This is a genomic window from Micromonospora arida, from assembly GCF_042873195.1.
Classification (GTDB): Bacteria; Actinomycetota; Actinomycetes; order Mycobacteriales; family Micromonosporaceae; genus Micromonospora; species Micromonospora arida.
Genome location: NZ_JBIALC010000003.1, coordinates 331,222 through 345,326 on the forward strand (window position 1 = coordinate 331,222; position 14,105 = coordinate 345,326).

Sequence of the window (14,105 nt, forward strand, 5' to 3'; positions counted from 1 at the left end):
GGCACGCTACGGCCGAGGTACGACGCCCGCCGCGACTGCCCGCAGACGCGAGCGGCCCACCGGCCAGAGATCTTGGACAGTTTCCGTCACGACCTGACGGAAACTGTCCAAGATCTGCACGCCGCCCGCGAACGCCCGCCCACCGGCGAGCGCCCACGGACGAGCGCCCACGGACGAGCGCCCACGGACGAGCGCCCACGGACGAGCGGCCACGGGCGAGCGGCCACGGGCGAGCGGCCACGGACAACCAGCCGACGACTGGCCACGGACGACGGAACGCAGGCGGACCGCCCGCGTGGTGACGCGGAGAGCGGCTGTCAGGCGATGCAGGCGCAGACGATCAGCGCGGCCCCGAAGTGGGTGGCGGCGCTGACCCGGGCGGCCGGGTGCGGCTCGGGCGAGCAGATGACCTCGCCGAGCTTGCCGGGGGTGAGCAGGTCCAGCACCACGAAGGCCAGCGCCATGATCGCCAACCCGACCAGTCCGAAGACCACGGTGGAGGCGAGCCCCTTGCCGAAGTCGCTGTAGCTGGTCAGGATCGCGGTGAAGACGATCCCGGCGATGCCGAGCTGGTTGGCGGCGAGCAGCAACCCCGCGTTGGCGTTGCGCTCGACCCAGATCAGGTCTCGCAGCCGGCCCGGGGTGAGCAGGTCGACGAGCCCGAAGCCGGCGGCCATGAGGCCGACGCCGACGATCCCGAACACGACGCTCTGCCAGGCACCGCTGAACAGATCCTCCAGCACCGACTTGCCTCCCGACTCTCCGCCCGGAGGGGTCCGGCGCGGTGATCGAGACGATAGCGGCAGCGCGCAACGGCGTCAGCCCCTGCGTCTACAGGGCCAGGTAGCGCTGCCGCTCGTACGGGGTGACCTCACGGCGGTACTGCTCCCACTCGGCCCGCTTGTTGCGCAGGAAGAAGTCGAAGACGTGCTCGCCGAGCACCTCGGCGACCAGTTCGGAGCCGGCCATCACGTCGATCGCCTCGGCGAGGTTCTCCGGCAGCGCCTCGTAGCCCATGGCGCGCCGCTCCGCGCTGGTCAGCGACCAGACGTCGTCCTCGGCGCCCGGCGGCAGCTCGTACCCCTCCTCGATGCCCTTCAGGCCGGCGCCGAGCAGCACCGCGAAGGCGAGGTACGGGTTGGCCGCCGAGTCCAGCGAGCGGACCTCGACCCGGGCCGAGTTGGGCTTGCCGTACGCGGGAACCCGGACCAGCGCGGACCGGTTGAGGTGACCCCAGCAGACGTACGCCGGGCTCTCGGTGATCCGGTCGGGCAGGTGCTGCGGGAAGAGCCGCTTGTACGAGTTGACCCACTGGTTGGTGACCGCCGTGTATTCGCGGGCGTGCACCAGCAGACCGGCGATGAACGACTTCGCCACCTTGGACAGCTTCATCGGGTCGCCGCCGTCGTGGAAGGCGTTGCGCTCGCCCTCGAACAGCGACAGGTGGGTGTGCATTCCGCTGCCCGGCTGGTCGGTGAACGGCTTCGGCATGAAGCTGGCCTGCACACCGGTGGAGAGGGCGACCTCCTTGACCACGTGCCGGAAGGTCATGATGTTGTCGGCGGTGGTGAGCGCGTCGGCGTAGCGCAGGTCGATCTCCTGCTGGCCGGGCGCGACCTCGTGGTGGCTGAACTCCACCGAGATGCCGATCCGTTCCAGCGCCAGTACGCCCTGACGGCGGAAGTCCCGGGCGACGGCGTGGGTGGTGTGCTCGAAGTAGCCGCCGGTGTCGACCGGGGTGGGCACCGAGCCGTCCTGCGGACCGTTCTCCAGCAGGAAGAACTCGATTTCGGGGTGGGTGTAGAAGGTGAAGCCCTTCTCGGCTGCCTTGGACAGCGCGCGGCGCAGCACGTGCCGGGGGTCGGCCCAGGACGGCCCGCCGTCTGGCAGCAGGATGTCGCAGAACATCCGGGCGCTCTCGCCGCTGACCCCACCTTCGAAGGGGAAGACCTGGAAGGTGGTCGGGTCGGGCATGGCAACCATGTCCGATTCGAAGACCCGGGCGAAGCCCTCGATCGCCGAGCCGTCGAAGCCGATGCCTTCCTCGAAGGCCGCCTCGAGCTCGGCGGGTGCCACCGAAACGCTCTTGAGCGTGCCCAGAACGTCGGTGAACCACAGCCGGACGAACCGGATGTCCCGCTCTTCCAGCGTGCGGAGGACGAACTCCTGCTGACGGTCCACTTCCCCAACCCCTCGCGACACTCTTTTGTCCGCCTTGGCCGGGCTGTACCCGACCTGATCGCCCAGTGTTCCCGGGCCTGGTTACGCAGACGTTACGCGAACTGCCGCCGGTCGTCCCCTCGCGTCCCGCCCGGCGAGCGCGGGCCCCGGCCGTGCGGCCACCGGCGGCCGCCACGACGGCCGAGCACCTGCCGCCGCGGCCTCGCGGGCGCCCGTCGCGGCAGGTGGCGGCTATCTCGTCCGAGGGTACGGACTGTCGCGACGAGGCTGGGGCAAGATGAAGGCATGCCCACCCTGCGTCTCGCCCTGTCCCAGGTCAACCCGAGCGTCGGCGACCTCGCCGGAAACGCCGACCTGGTCCGCAGTTGGACCCGCCAGGCCGCCGATGCCGGTGCCCAGCTGGTGCTTTTCCCGGAGATGATGCTGACCGGGTACCCGGTCGAGGACCTGGTCTTCCGGCGTTCCTTCGTCGCCGCGTCCCGGGCCGCCGTGGAGCGGCTCGCCGCCGACCTGGCCGCCGACGGCCTCGGCGAGTTGCCGGTCGTGGTCGGCTACCTGGACGCCGACGGGCCGCCGCAGGTCAGCGGGGCCGCCGAGCCGGGCCGAGGTGCCCGCGACGCCGCCGCGCTGCTGCACCGGGGCACCGTGGCCGCCCGCTACTTCAAGCACCACCTGCCCAACTACGGGGTCTTCGACGAGGACCGTTACTTCGTCCCCGGCGACACCCTGACCGTGGTCCGGATCGGCGGCGTGGACGTTGCGCTGACCATCTGCGAGGACCTGTGGCAGGCCGGCGGCCCGTTCGCCGCCGCCCGGCAGGCTGGCGTCGGCCTGGTGGTCAGCATCAACGGCTCTCCGTACGAGCTGAACAAGGACGACTTCCGGCTCCCGCTGGTCCGCCGCCGGGCCGCCGAGGCGGGCGCCACTGTCGCGTACGTCAACATGATCGGCGGGCAGGACGAGCTGGTCTTCGAGGGCGACTCGATGATCGTGACCGCCGACGGTGAGCTGCTCACCCGCGCCCCGCAGTTCGTCGAGCACCTACTCGTGCACGACGTCGAACTGCCGGCCGCCACCGCCGCGACGACCACGGAGACCGTCGCGGACGGCATGCGCATCGTGCACGGCACGCTGGACGGCGTTCCGGCCGCGCCGACCGGTCCGGCCGCCACGGGCGGTGTGATCGAGCCGGTGGCCGACGAGGCCGAGGTGTGGCAGGCGCTGGTGCTGGGTCTGCGCGACTACGTCAACAAGAACCGGTTCCCGTCGGTGGTGCTCGGTCTCTCCGGTGGCATCGACTCGGCGGTGGTGGCGGCGCTAGCCGTCGACGCGCTCGGGCCGGACCGGGTGGTCGGGGTGTCGCTGCCCAGCCAGCACTCCTCGGAGCACTCCCGGGAGGACGCCGCAGACCTGGCCAAGCGCACCGGCCTGGACTACCGCGTCGAGCCGATCCAGCCGATGGTCGACGGTTTCCTGGCCAACCTGTCGCTGTCCGGTGTGGCCGTGGAGAACCTGCAGGCCCGGGTCCGTGGCGTGATCCTGATGGCGCTGTCGAACCAGGAGGGCCACCTGGTGCTGACCACCGGCAACAAGAGTGAGCTGGCGGTCGGCTACTCCACCCTGTACGGCGACTCGGTGGGCGGCTTCAACCCGGTCAAGGACGTCTGGAAGACGCTGATCTGGCGGCTGGCGAAGTGGCGCAACACGGACGCGGCTCGGCGCGGTGAGACGGCCCCGATCCCGGAGAACTCGATCGGCAAGCCGCCGAGCGCCGAGCTGAGCCCGGGCCAGCTCGACAGCGACAGCCTGCCCGACTACGACGTCCTGGACCCGATCCTGATCGGCTACGTCGACGGCGACCTCGGCCGCGACGGGCTGGTCGAGTCGGGTCACGACCCGGCGATCGTGGACAAGGTGCTGCGGCTGGTGGATACCGCCGAGTACAAGCGACGGCAGTCGGCGCCGGGCACGAAGATCTCCATGAAGGCGTTCGGCCGGGACCGCCGGCTGCCGATCACCAACCGGTGGCGCGAGCACGGCTGAGCCGTACCCCTGGGGGTGCCGGGTCGGTGGCGCGGCCCGGCGCCGCCGCGCGGTGACCTCGCGGCGCGGTCCCGGGTGGCCAGGCGGGGCGGCCCCGCGCTGGTGGAGTGACATCTTGCACTGGGCCCTGCCGTCAGCCCGTCTCGCGGTGCGACGATCACGACGGAACCCGGGGACCGCGCAGGCGGCCTCGAGGAAGGGAGACAGAGATGGTGGAGTCCACTCCGCACGAGGTGACCGCGTTGTACGGCGGCCCGGCCACCCGACGGGTCCGCACCCGCGACCTGATGGCCGCCAAGGAGCGCGGCGAGCGCTGGCCGATGCTCACCTCGTACGACCAGTACACGGCGTCGATCTTCGACCAGGCCGGTGTTCCGGTGCTGCTGGTCGGCGACTCGGCCGCGAACAACGTGTTCGGCTACGAGACCACCCTGCCGATCACCGCCGACGAGCTGCTTCCGCTGGTCCGGGCCGTGGTGCGGGCGACCCGGCAGGCGCTGGTCGTCGGTGACCTGCCGTTCGGCTCGTACGAGGAGGGTCCGGCCCAGGCGCTGCGTACCGCCGTCCGGTTCATGAAGGAGGGTGGCTGTCACGCGGTGAAGTTGGAGGGTGGCCGCCGCAACGCCGCGCAGATCGCCGCGATCGTCGGCGCCGGCATTCCGGTGATGGCGCACATCGGCTTCACGCCACAGAGCGAGCACACCCTGGGCGGCTACCGCGTGCAGGGTCGCGGCGACGCCGCCGACGAGGTGCTGGCCGACGCGCGGGCGGTGGCGGAGGCGGGCGCGTTCGCTGTGGTGTTGGAGATGGTGCCCGGCGAGGTGGCCAAGCGGATCACCCACGAGCTGCCGATCCCCACGGTGGGCATCGGCGCGGGCCCGGACACCGACGCGCAGGTGCTGGTGTGGCAGGACATGGCCGGGCTGCGGACGGGCAAGGCACCCCGTTTCGTCAAGCGGTACGCGGATCTGGCCGGCGCTCTCACCGACGCCACCCGCCGTTTCGCCGACGAGGTCCGCGGCGGAGAGTTCCCCGCCGCCGAACACACCTTCTAGGACCACTCACGGCGTGATCCACTCGGCTTTGCCACAAGCGGGGTGTCCCGGGCACCGGGACACCCCGCTTTCACGAAACCGGAGTGGATCACGCCGCTCGGGTCAGAGGTCGGTGACGCGGATGCCCGCGTGCGCCTTGTAGCGCTTGTTGATGGCGATCAGGTTGGCGGTGAACGCCTCGATCTGGTGGGCGTTGCGCAACCGGCCGGCGTAGATGCCCCGCATGCCGGGGATCCGGGCGGCGAGCGCGCCGACGATGTCGACCAGCTCGCGGTCCTCGGTGCAGATCAGCACGTCCAGGTCGATCCGGTCGACCTCGGGGTCGGCCAGCAGCGGAGCGCTCACGTGGTTGAACGCGGCGCAGACCCGGGAGTCGGGCAGCAGCGCGGCGGCCTGCTGCACGGCGCTGCCCTCGGCGACGGTCAGCGCGTACGGGCCCTGCTTGTCGAAGCCGAGCGGGTTGACGCAGTCGACGACGATCCGGCCGGCGAGCGGCTCGGCGAGGGCGGCGACCGTGGCGGCGTGCCCGTCCCACGGCACCGCGATGATCACCACGTCGCTGCGTCGGGCCACCTCGTCGTTGGCCGCACCGGTGACGCTGCCGTCGGCCGGCACCCCGGGCAGGGCGGCGATCTCGGCCGCGGACTCGGCGGCCCGCTCGGCCGACCGGGACCCGATCAGCACCGTCTGGCCGGCCCGCGCGAACCGGTAGGCGAGGCCCCGCCCCTGGTCGCCGGTGCCGCCGATGATGCCGACCGTCAGCCCGGACACGTCGGGCAGCGTGCTCGCGTCGTATGCCATGGCCTCATCCTCGCAAACCGCCCGGCCCGTCAGCAGCGTCGAGCGCTGTGAGAATCCCCGCTGCCGCGAGCGACCGCGCCGCCGAGGCCCGCGCCAGGGCGGGCGAGCGCGCAGGCGGGCGAGGATCGGGCCAGCGACGGCGGCCCGGTCAGGCCAGCTCGAACAGGACGGTACGGGCCGCCGGGTCGGCGGTGACCAGACGGACCCGGACCCGTTCGCCGAGCGGCAGTTGGCCGAGGCAGCGGGCGCGTACCGGCGGGGCGTCCAGCGCGACGGTGCCACCGGGCGGTCGGGGCCGGGACTTGCCGTTGGGCGGGGCGTCGACGTCGAGGACGGCAGCGTCGAAGGTCTCGCCCACCCGGTGCTCCAGCACCGCCGCCTCGGCCAACTCGACGGCGCCACGAGCGGCCGCCGAGGCGACCCGGTCGGTGCTCGCCATCACCTCGGGCAGCCGGGGCAACGCGGCACGGGCCCAGTCGGGCACCGCCTGGCCCGCGTGCAGGGCCAGGCAGACCTCGGTGGCGTACCGGTCGGCCAGCCGCCGCAACGGCGCCGTGACGTGGGCGTACGCGGCCGCCACGCCACCATGCTCCGGCTGTTCCGGCAGCTCCCCGTCGAAGGCGGTGTACGCGGCACCGCGCATCAGCTCGGCCGCCTGGTCGATGAACGCGGCGGCGCGCGGCTGGGCGGCGTCCAGACCGGCGATGACCTGCCCCGGGCCCACGTCGTCCGGCCAGCGCACCCCCAGCGGCGCGGCGGCGGCCCGGAGCCGCTGCACCGCCTCCGGCTTGGGTGCCGGCATCGTCCGCAGCAGACCCACCCGGCCGGCCAGCATGATGTCGGCGGCAGCCATCCCGGTCAGCAGGGAGATCTGCGCGTTGTGCTCTTCCATCGGCACCGGCGCGCGCAGCACCAGCCGCCAGCCCTCACCGTCGGGCTCCAGATCCTGTTCGGGCAGCGGCAGGTTGATGGCGCCCCGGCTCAGCCCTCGGGCGGTCAGTCGGTCGCCGATCTCCGGCAGCAACGCGATCGGGTCGGGTAGCCGACCGGCCTCGGCTGCCGCCTGCACCCCCGTGTAGTCGAGTTTGGCGCGGCTGCGGACCAGGGCACGTTCCAGCTCGACGGCCACGGTGCCGCCGTCGGCGTCCAGGTCGATGGTCCAGACCACCGCGGCCCGGTCGTCGTCGGGCAGCAGGCTGGCCGCACCCTCGCTGAGCGTGTGCGGGTGCAGCGGCACGTTGCCGTCGGGCAGGTAGATGGTCTGCCCCCGCCGCCAGGTCTCCGCCTCCAACGCCCCACCCGGGGTGACGTGCGCGGCGACATCGGCGATCGCGTACCGCACCCGGTAGCCCCCACCGGGCCGGCGGCTGAGGTGCATCGCCTGGTCCAGGTCCCGCGAGGTGGCGGGGTCGACCGTGACGAACGGTACGTCGGTGCGGTCGACGGGCGGCTGCGGCGGTGCCGCAGCCGCCTCGTCGGCTTCACGCTGGGCGTCGGCCGGAAACTCCTCGGGCAGGCCGAGCTCGCGGCGCAACGCGCCGAAGTCGATGCGGGGCGCGAGTACGCGTCGGATGACCACCGGTCAATCCTGACAGCGCCACGGGTGATCCGCTTCCGGTGACCGGCCGGAAATCCGCCCGGTGAGGGGATGCTCCGCGCTCAGCCGGTCGCCTTGCGGGCGGCGCTGCGTGCCCCCCTGGGGGCGGTGGCTCGGGCGGCGACCGGCCGGGCCGGAGTCTTGCGGGCGGTCACCTTGCGGGCCGGCGCCTTGGCCGCGACGGTCTTCTTCGCCGGGGCCTTCTTCGCCGCCGCCTTGCGGGCGGTGGTCGACGACGTTCCCGTCACCTTCGCGGCCGGGGCCTTCTTGGCCGGAGCCTTGCGCGCGCCGCCGCTGGGGCGGGTCGACGCGGTCTTCTTCGCCGCGGCCGTCTTCTTCGTCGCTGTCTTCTTGGCGGCGGACGCCTTGGTCGCCACCTTCCGCGCCGGCGCCTTCGCCGCCGTGGTGGTCTTGCGCGCCGAGGCCTTCGCCGCGGTGGTGGTCTTACGCGCCGGGGCCTTCGCCGCGGTGGTGGTCTTCTTCGCCGCCGAGGCGGTGGTCTTCTTCGCCGCGCTCACCGTCTTCTTCGCCGTACCGGTGGTCTTCTTCGCGGCGGTGGTGGTCTTGCGCGCGGTGGACGACGGGGCCCGCTTGGCGGCGGTGGTCGTCTTGCGGGTGGTGGCCGAGGCCTTCGCGGGGGCCTTCTTGGCCGCGGCGGTGGTCTTGGTCGTGGCCTTCTTCGCGGGGGCCTTCGTGGCCGCCGTGGTGGTCTTCTTGGCCGGGGCGCGGCCCGCCCCACCGGCGGCCTTGCGGGCCGGTGCCTTCGCGGCAGCCGTGGTGGACTTGCGCACGGGGGTGGTCCGGCTCGCCGCCGTGTTTCGCTCCGCCGCGGCGGTCTTCGTCGCGGTGGTGCGTCGGGCTGCCGGGCGCTTGGTGGCCTGCTGTGCTTCGGCCATCGTGTTTCCTCCTTGGGGGACGTGCTCTCGCGTGCGTCCTCGCGGAGCACGAAATATCTCGGCGCGAGCCGTCCCGCGCCGCCTATCTGTCGTCCCCGGCCCAACGAGCGTCCTCGGCATCCCACGCCTCGTTCCGCTCCTGCACTCGTTGCAGGGCGTTCTCCGCGTCGGCCGCCGAGTCGTACGGGCCGAGAACGTGCTTCGCCGGACACACGTTGGCGTCCGTCTCGACCCGGTGATGCCGGGTGCACCAGTAGAACTGCCCACCACGTCCGCTGTCGCTCATGGGAATCACTGTGCACCGCGAACCGGCCGGCCGCCACCGGATCGCACAAGTCGCCGACGATCTCCACAGTAGATATGCATGGCGTTCGTCGGGCCGAAATGGCGAAACGCGTGGGACTGGAACACCAGAAGATGCGCAGGTGAGCCTCGCTGCGGGGTCGCCTCTATGATCGCCGGATGGCGACACCGGACTACATCGTGGGGTTACGCAAGCACGTCGGTCACGACCCGCTGTGGCTGCCGAGCGTCAGCGCGGTGGTCCGCAACGACGCCGGTGAGCTGCTGCTCGGCCAGCGTGCCGACGACGGGCGCTGGTCGGTGGTCAGCGGTTTCGTCGAGCCGGGCGAGCAGCCGGCCACCGCACTGGTCCGCGAGGTGCGCGAGGAGACGGGCCTGGATGTGGCGCCGGTGCGGATGTCCAGCGCCGTGTCGCACCCGCACACGTACCCGAACGGGGACCACTGCGAATACCTGAACCTGGGGTTCCTGTGCCGGTTGGTGGCCGGCACCGCCCGCGTCAACGACGACGAGTCGCTGGCCGTGCGGTGGTTCCCGCTGGACCGGCTGCCCGAGCTGGACAAGCACGCCCTGCTGGTCATCGCGTACGCGTTGCGCGAGAACCAGCTGGCCGGTTACCTGGAGCCGGGTACGACGTGGGACGACGTACCCGACTGAGGTTCACACCGGGGTCGGCGCGAGGGCGACCGTCTCGGCGGGCGCCGACCGGGCCGCCCGGATGGTGTACGCGAGCGCGTACGGCGTGCAGGCCAGGTAGAGCATGGGTTCCGCCAGCACCTCGTTGGTGATGATGTGGAAGATCTCCCATGGGATGGCGGGCCGGGGTACGCCCATGTTCCAGTCCGTCCAGGCGGTGAGAAGCCACAGCGGCGAGGAGACCCAGTCGACGCCACCCAGTGGCGTCGGACTGCTGACGGGGCCGGCGCGACCGCCCGCCGCGATGACGTCGACGACGGCGAGAATCACCGCGAGGTCGGCGGCGGCGAGCGCGCCGACGACGCCCACCCACCAGGCCGCACGGAGGCGATTGCGGGAGGCGAGGCTCGCTGCGGCCCAGAGGGCCAGCGTCAGACCGGCCAACCAGAGCAGCAGCCCGGGCACGAAGGTGGCCAGGTCGTCCGGGGAGATGGCAGACAGGAACACGACAGCGGTCACGCCGACGGGAAGCACCACGCCGAGCGCGATGCGCAGCGGGCCGTCGAGTGCGGTGTGCCGGGCCCAGCGCGCGGCGAACACCGCCAGCAGCACCGCCAACCCGACGGTGAGCGCCGTCCAGATCGGCTTCTGCGCCCGCTCGTACCAGTCCTGGGTCACCATGCGCTCGATCGGCATGAGGGCGAACGCGCTGGCGAGCACGATCCCGACGCAGGCGATCGGGGACAGCAGTAGTGCGGCGACGGTGCGGCCGGCCCGACCACGCATCAGGCGGCGGTCGACGATCGGGGCGCCGGCGCGACTGACGGCCAGGCTCACCGCGAAGCCGACCATCTTCGTCCGGTGGCCACTCTCGGCGAGCACGTGCAGCTCGGCGGCCCACTCGCGGCGCAGGTCGTCGCGAACGTCGGCCGGCCAGCGGCGCGCGGCCACCGCCAACAGCAGCTCGGCGGCCCGGCGGGTCACCACGCCGGTGCTCCGGTGGGCTCGGTGCCGCCCCACGAGCGACGGCCACCGTCGGGGATCGCGGCCCGCAGGTCGGCGAGCGCCTGGCGGGCCTGCGTCACCCCGACGGCGGTCAGTCGGTAGTAGCGGCGGGCCGGCCGCCCGGCCGCGACGGGATCGATCGCCTCCCAGTCGGCGGCCAGCCAGCCGGCCCCCTGCAACCGGTGCAGCACCGGGTAGAGGGTGCCGCTGGGCAGGCCGGTCAGTCGCATCAGGTCGAGCCCGTAGCGCTGCTCGTCGGGCTCGGCGAGCAGCGCCGCGAGGACCTTCGCAACCGGAATGGTCATCCGCATCCGACCACTGTATCGGAACTCTACATAGGGGTGGGTACCCGTTCGACGGGAATCCACAGCTCGGCGTCCGCCTGGGTGCCGTCCGCCGACACCCGGACCCGGGAGATCTCCGGCCCAGGTCGGCTGCGGTACGGGTTGGACGGAAACCACTGGGTGAACACGTCACGCCACAGGAACTGCACCGCCTGCGGGAACGCACCGGAGGTGGTGAACACCGCCCACGACCCGGCCTGCACCGGCAGCGCGTCCAGGTCCTCCGGCGGCGCGGCGCTGGTCACCACCCCGTGCCAGTAGTCCAGTTCGGTGCCCTCCTGCCGGCTGTCGGCGAGGTTGTCGCTGACGTTGACGATTCCCTTCGGCTCCTGATCGGAGAGCGCCTCGATCCGCTCGGTCGTCTCCTTGTCGATGCTCCGGATGAACGCGACGATCGCCGGGTTCATCCCCTCGTGCACCAGCGGGACCCGGGCCTTGCGCCCCACCAGCGCGAACGCGTCCTTGTCGACGATTCGGTACTCCATGCTGCCGCTCCCTTCGACGGTGAGTCGGAAGGACATCCGGGGCTGGGCACGCAGCGCTGCCCCCGTACGCCGAGCTTCTCCGGGCCCCACGCCGTGCACGGCGTGGAACGCCCGGGCGAACGCCTCCGCCGAGCCGTAGCCGTAGTGCACAGCGACGTCGAGCAACGTCCGCTCCCCCGCCAGCACGTCCGCACCGGCGACGGTGAGCCGACGCCGCCGGATGTACTCCGACAGCGGCATTCCGGCCAGCGCGGAGAACAGCCGCCGGAAGTGGTACTCCGACGTCAGCGCGATCCGCGCCAGCTCGGCCACCTCGATCTTCTGGTCGAGGTGGCGCTCGATGTACGCCATGGCCTCGTTGAGCCGATCCAGCACCCGGGCCTCCTTCCCTTTCGAGCACTGACGCTAGGTCGCGGGGTCGGTCGCCCACCCGACATCCGATGCCCGCATCGGTCGGGTGCCGCCGCACCGGTCGTCGTGTCGTAGCCTGGCGGACTTTGCTTCCCGAGGAGGTTGACGTGGCCGAGTATCCGCAGGACGTCGTGCAGCGCTTCCACGGCACCCCAGAACAGGTCGACGCCGGCCTGGTGGGCGAGCCGCCACGGACGTGGGAGTCCGTCGTCATCGAGGAGTACGACCCGGCCTGGGCGCAGCGGTTCATCGCCGTCCGGTCGTCGCTCACCGAGGCGCTGGGTGGGTTGATCATCGGGGTGGAACACGTCGGGTCGACGGCGGTGCCGGGGCTGGCCGCCAAGCCCGTCATCGACGTCGACCTCGTCATCGAGGACACCGCCGACGAGGCAACCTATCTCGCCGCCGTGGAACGGCTCGGGTACCGGCTCGTGCTGCGGGAACCCTGGTGGCACGGGCACCGGATGCTTCTCAGCCCTGCCGAGGACGTCAACCTGCACGTCTGGCCGCAGGGTGCCCCGGAACCGGTCCGGCACCGGCTCTTCCGCGACTGGCTGCGCGCGCATCCGCATGACCGGGAGCGATATGCCGCGACCAAGCGGCGCCTCGCGCGGGACACCGCGCACCGGCCCCGCGACTACAGCCTCGCGAAGAACGACGTCATCGACGAGATCTACGCGCGCATCTTCGCCGACTGATGACCTCAGGTCGCCGGCAGCCATGCGTAGATCTTGGACAGTTTCCGTTGGCTGCTAACGGAAACTGTCCAAGATCTGCGGTAGGCCGCGGCTGTCAGCGCGGCAGCTGCTGCATGATCCAGGTGGGCACGGGCTCGGCCAGGGAGCCCACCACCTCCCAGCCGGCGCGCCGGTACAGCTCGACGTTGCCCGGGTTGCTGGTTTCCAGGATCGCCGGCAGGCCGTCGGCGGCGGCACGGTCCAGCCCGGCACGCATGACGGCGCGACCCCAACCGCGTCCGGCGTTGTCCGGGTGGGTGCCCAGGACACCGAGATACCAGAAGGGGTACGTCGGCAGGGCGTCGTGCACGACGTCGTCGTAGCTCTGCACCCGGGCCTGCACGTCGGCCGGGTAAGGAGAAACCTCCGGCAACCCGTGCGCAGCTGCCGGTGCGGCAGCCGCGCCGGCAGCCGGTTGCCCGGTCGGCGGGTCCCAGAGGGCGACCGACGCGCCCCCGCCGATCGTCCAGATCGACTTCCGGTGCACCCGCTTGTCGAAGAGGTGCCCGAAGAAGGCGGCGGCGTACCGCGGATAGGTCTCCTCGTCGGGGAACAGGCACCGCAGGACCGGATCCTTGACGAACGCGGCGACCAGCGTGTCGACAACTGTGGCGCGGTCGGCGGGCGTGGCGATGGTGATCTCGGGCGTCGTCACAGCAGTCGACACTAGTCGGAAAAGGCACCTTGACCCTGACACGGTGGCGGACCGGAGACTGGTCCCATGGACCTCGATGACTACCGGAAACACTCCCCGTACAGCGATCCGGGTCGGCACGGCGGGCTCCTCGACGCCGTGGCGACCGACTTCCCCACCGTGGCGGCGACCGCCCGCAACGTGATCGTCCACTACCGGGCCGGCGGCGTCGAGTTGCCCGACGACCGGCTCGACGAGGTGAACTGCCGCTGGGTGGACCGCATCCTCGACACCGACCAGTCGCGCTTTCCGCTGCCCCTCGCGGCGGAGCGTCCGGCTGTCGACCGCGTGGCAGGCTGCTGTCGGGACCACACGCTGCTCTCGGTCGCGGTGCTGCGTCAGCACGGCATTCCCAGCCGCAGCCGGGTCGGTTTCGCCTCGTACTTCGCGCCCGACTGGCACCACGATCACGTGCTGGTGGAGTACTGGAACGGCGACCGGTGGGTCTGGGCCGACCCGGAGCTCGACCCAGCCGGCGACTGGGGGTTCGACGGCTACGACATCGACCCGAAGGCAGGGCTCTTCGACTCGGCGGCGCGGGTGTGGTCGGCGTACCGGGCCGGGACGATCGACCCCGAGCGCTACGGCGTCAGCCCGGAGCTGCCGATCCGAGGCGACTGGTTCATCCACGACTACGTCCTGATCGAGCTGGCCCACCGGCAGAAGGACGAGCTGCTGCTCTGGGACGGCTTCGGCGCGATGACCGAGGACATCACCACCGCCGACCTCACGCTCGTGGACGAGATCGCCGCGTTGTTGCTCGCCGCCGACGACGGCGACGAGACCGCGGAGAAGGCCCTCGCCGACCGGTACGCCAGCGACGCCCGACTCCGCCCCGGCCCGCAGGTGCACAGCATCTCGCCGGTCTCCGGCACCGTCAGCATTGTCGAACTGCGCCGCTGAGCGGCCCCGACGTG

The 14,105-nt window shown here is 71.9% G+C and carries 15 protein-coding genes; 5 read left to right on the top strand and 10 right to left on the bottom strand.

Features of this window, described 5'->3' with window-relative positions:
• Positions 1-317 precede the first annotated feature (317 nt).
• Complete coding sequence (locus ACFYP0_RS12650; RefSeq protein WP_112582646.1) at positions 318-743, bottom strand: DUF350 domain-containing protein; 426 nt, start codon at positions 741-743, stop codon at positions 318-320.
• Positions 744-831: 88 nt separating this feature from the next.
• A complete protein-coding gene (glnA, locus tag ACFYP0_RS12655) occupies positions 832-2,181 on the bottom strand; it encodes a type I glutamate--ammonia ligase (RefSeq protein ID WP_124855802.1) in 1,350 nt (449 codons plus the stop codon).
• Between the two features lie 285 nt (positions 2,182-2,466).
• Here glnA and ACFYP0_RS12660 point away from each other — a divergent pair, with 285 nt between their 5' ends.
• Both ACFYP0_RS12660 and panB read left to right on the top strand, forming a co-directional pair.
• A complete protein-coding gene (locus tag ACFYP0_RS12660) occupies positions 2,467-4,224 on the top strand; it encodes an NAD+ synthase (protein WP_355494156.1) in 1,758 nt (585 codons plus the stop codon).
• A gap of 209 nt (positions 4,225-4,433) precedes the next feature.
• Positions 4,434-5,279: a 3-methyl-2-oxobutanoate hydroxymethyltransferase gene (gene panB, locus ACFYP0_RS12665; protein ID WP_124855798.1), complete on the top strand. Its 846-nt coding sequence runs from the start codon at positions 4,434-4,436 to the stop codon at positions 5,277-5,279.
• A 102-nt stretch (positions 5,280-5,381) separates the two neighbouring features.
• Here panB and npdG read toward each other — a convergent pair whose 3' ends face one another.
• From npdG to ACFYP0_RS12685, 4 genes are all read right to left on the bottom strand, one after another.
• Entirely contained in the window at positions 5,382-6,080 is a 699-nt protein-coding gene (gene npdG / locus ACFYP0_RS12670; protein WP_355494155.1) for an NADPH-dependent F420 reductase, read from the bottom strand.
• Positions 6,081-6,228: 148 nt separating this feature from the next.
• Positions 6,229-7,659 carry an RNB domain-containing ribonuclease gene (locus tag ACFYP0_RS12675; RefSeq protein ID WP_357009317.1) on the bottom strand — a complete coding sequence of 477 codons (1,431 nt, stop codon included), beginning with the start codon at positions 7,657-7,659 and terminating at the stop codon, positions 6,229-6,231.
• A gap of 80 nt (positions 7,660-7,739) precedes the next feature.
• Positions 7,740-8,573, bottom strand: a complete 834-nt coding sequence (locus ACFYP0_RS12680) for a histone (RefSeq protein WP_357009320.1) — start codon at positions 8,571-8,573, stop codon at positions 7,740-7,742.
• An 82-nt stretch (positions 8,574-8,655) separates the two neighbouring features.
• Complete coding sequence (locus ACFYP0_RS12685; RefSeq protein WP_124855794.1) at positions 8,656-8,859, bottom strand: hypothetical protein; 204 nt, start codon at positions 8,857-8,859, stop codon at positions 8,656-8,658.
• Positions 8,860-9,035: 176 nt separating this feature from the next.
• Between ACFYP0_RS12685 and ACFYP0_RS12690 the strand changes: the two genes are divergently transcribed.
• A complete protein-coding gene (locus ACFYP0_RS12690; RefSeq protein WP_357009324.1) occupies positions 9,036-9,533 on the top strand; it encodes an NUDIX hydrolase in 498 nt (165 codons plus the stop codon).
• 3 nt (positions 9,534-9,536) lie between these two features.
• Here ACFYP0_RS12690 and ACFYP0_RS12695 read toward each other — a convergent pair whose 3' ends face one another.
• From ACFYP0_RS12695 to ACFYP0_RS12705, 3 genes are read right to left on the bottom strand one after another with little or no spacing between them, the layout of a single operon-like run.
• Positions 9,537-10,499, bottom strand: a complete 963-nt coding sequence (locus ACFYP0_RS12695) for a hypothetical protein (RefSeq protein WP_357009327.1) — start codon at positions 10,497-10,499, stop codon at positions 9,537-9,539.
• Entirely contained in the window at positions 10,493-10,828 is a 336-nt protein-coding gene (locus ACFYP0_RS12700; RefSeq protein ID WP_112675937.1) for a PadR family transcriptional regulator, read from the bottom strand. The genes ACFYP0_RS12695 and ACFYP0_RS12700 overlap by 7 nt, the downstream gene beginning before the upstream one ends.
• Positions 10,829-10,848: 20 nt before the next feature.
• Complete coding sequence (locus tag ACFYP0_RS12705) at positions 10,849-11,721, bottom strand: AraC family transcriptional regulator (RefSeq protein WP_355494151.1); 873 nt, start codon at positions 11,719-11,721, stop codon at positions 10,849-10,851.
• A 143-nt stretch (positions 11,722-11,864) separates the two neighbouring features.
• On the opposite strand from ACFYP0_RS12705, the gene ACFYP0_RS12710 reads away from it, so the two are divergent.
• A complete protein-coding gene (locus ACFYP0_RS12710; RefSeq protein WP_355494150.1) occupies positions 11,865-12,455 on the top strand; it encodes a GrpB family protein in 591 nt (196 codons plus the stop codon).
• A gap of 94 nt (positions 12,456-12,549) precedes the next feature.
• Here ACFYP0_RS12710 and ACFYP0_RS12715 read toward each other — a convergent pair whose 3' ends face one another.
• Complete coding sequence (locus tag ACFYP0_RS12715) at positions 12,550-13,149, bottom strand: GNAT family N-acetyltransferase (protein WP_355494149.1); 600 nt, start codon at positions 13,147-13,149, stop codon at positions 12,550-12,552.
• Between the two features lie 66 nt (positions 13,150-13,215).
• Here ACFYP0_RS12715 and ACFYP0_RS12720 point away from each other — a divergent pair, with 66 nt between their 5' ends.
• Positions 13,216-14,091, top strand: coding sequence for a transglutaminase domain-containing protein (locus ACFYP0_RS12720; RefSeq protein ID WP_355494148.1), 876 nt, complete (start codon positions 13,216-13,218; stop codon positions 14,089-14,091).
• Positions 14,092-14,105 lie beyond the last annotated feature (14 nt).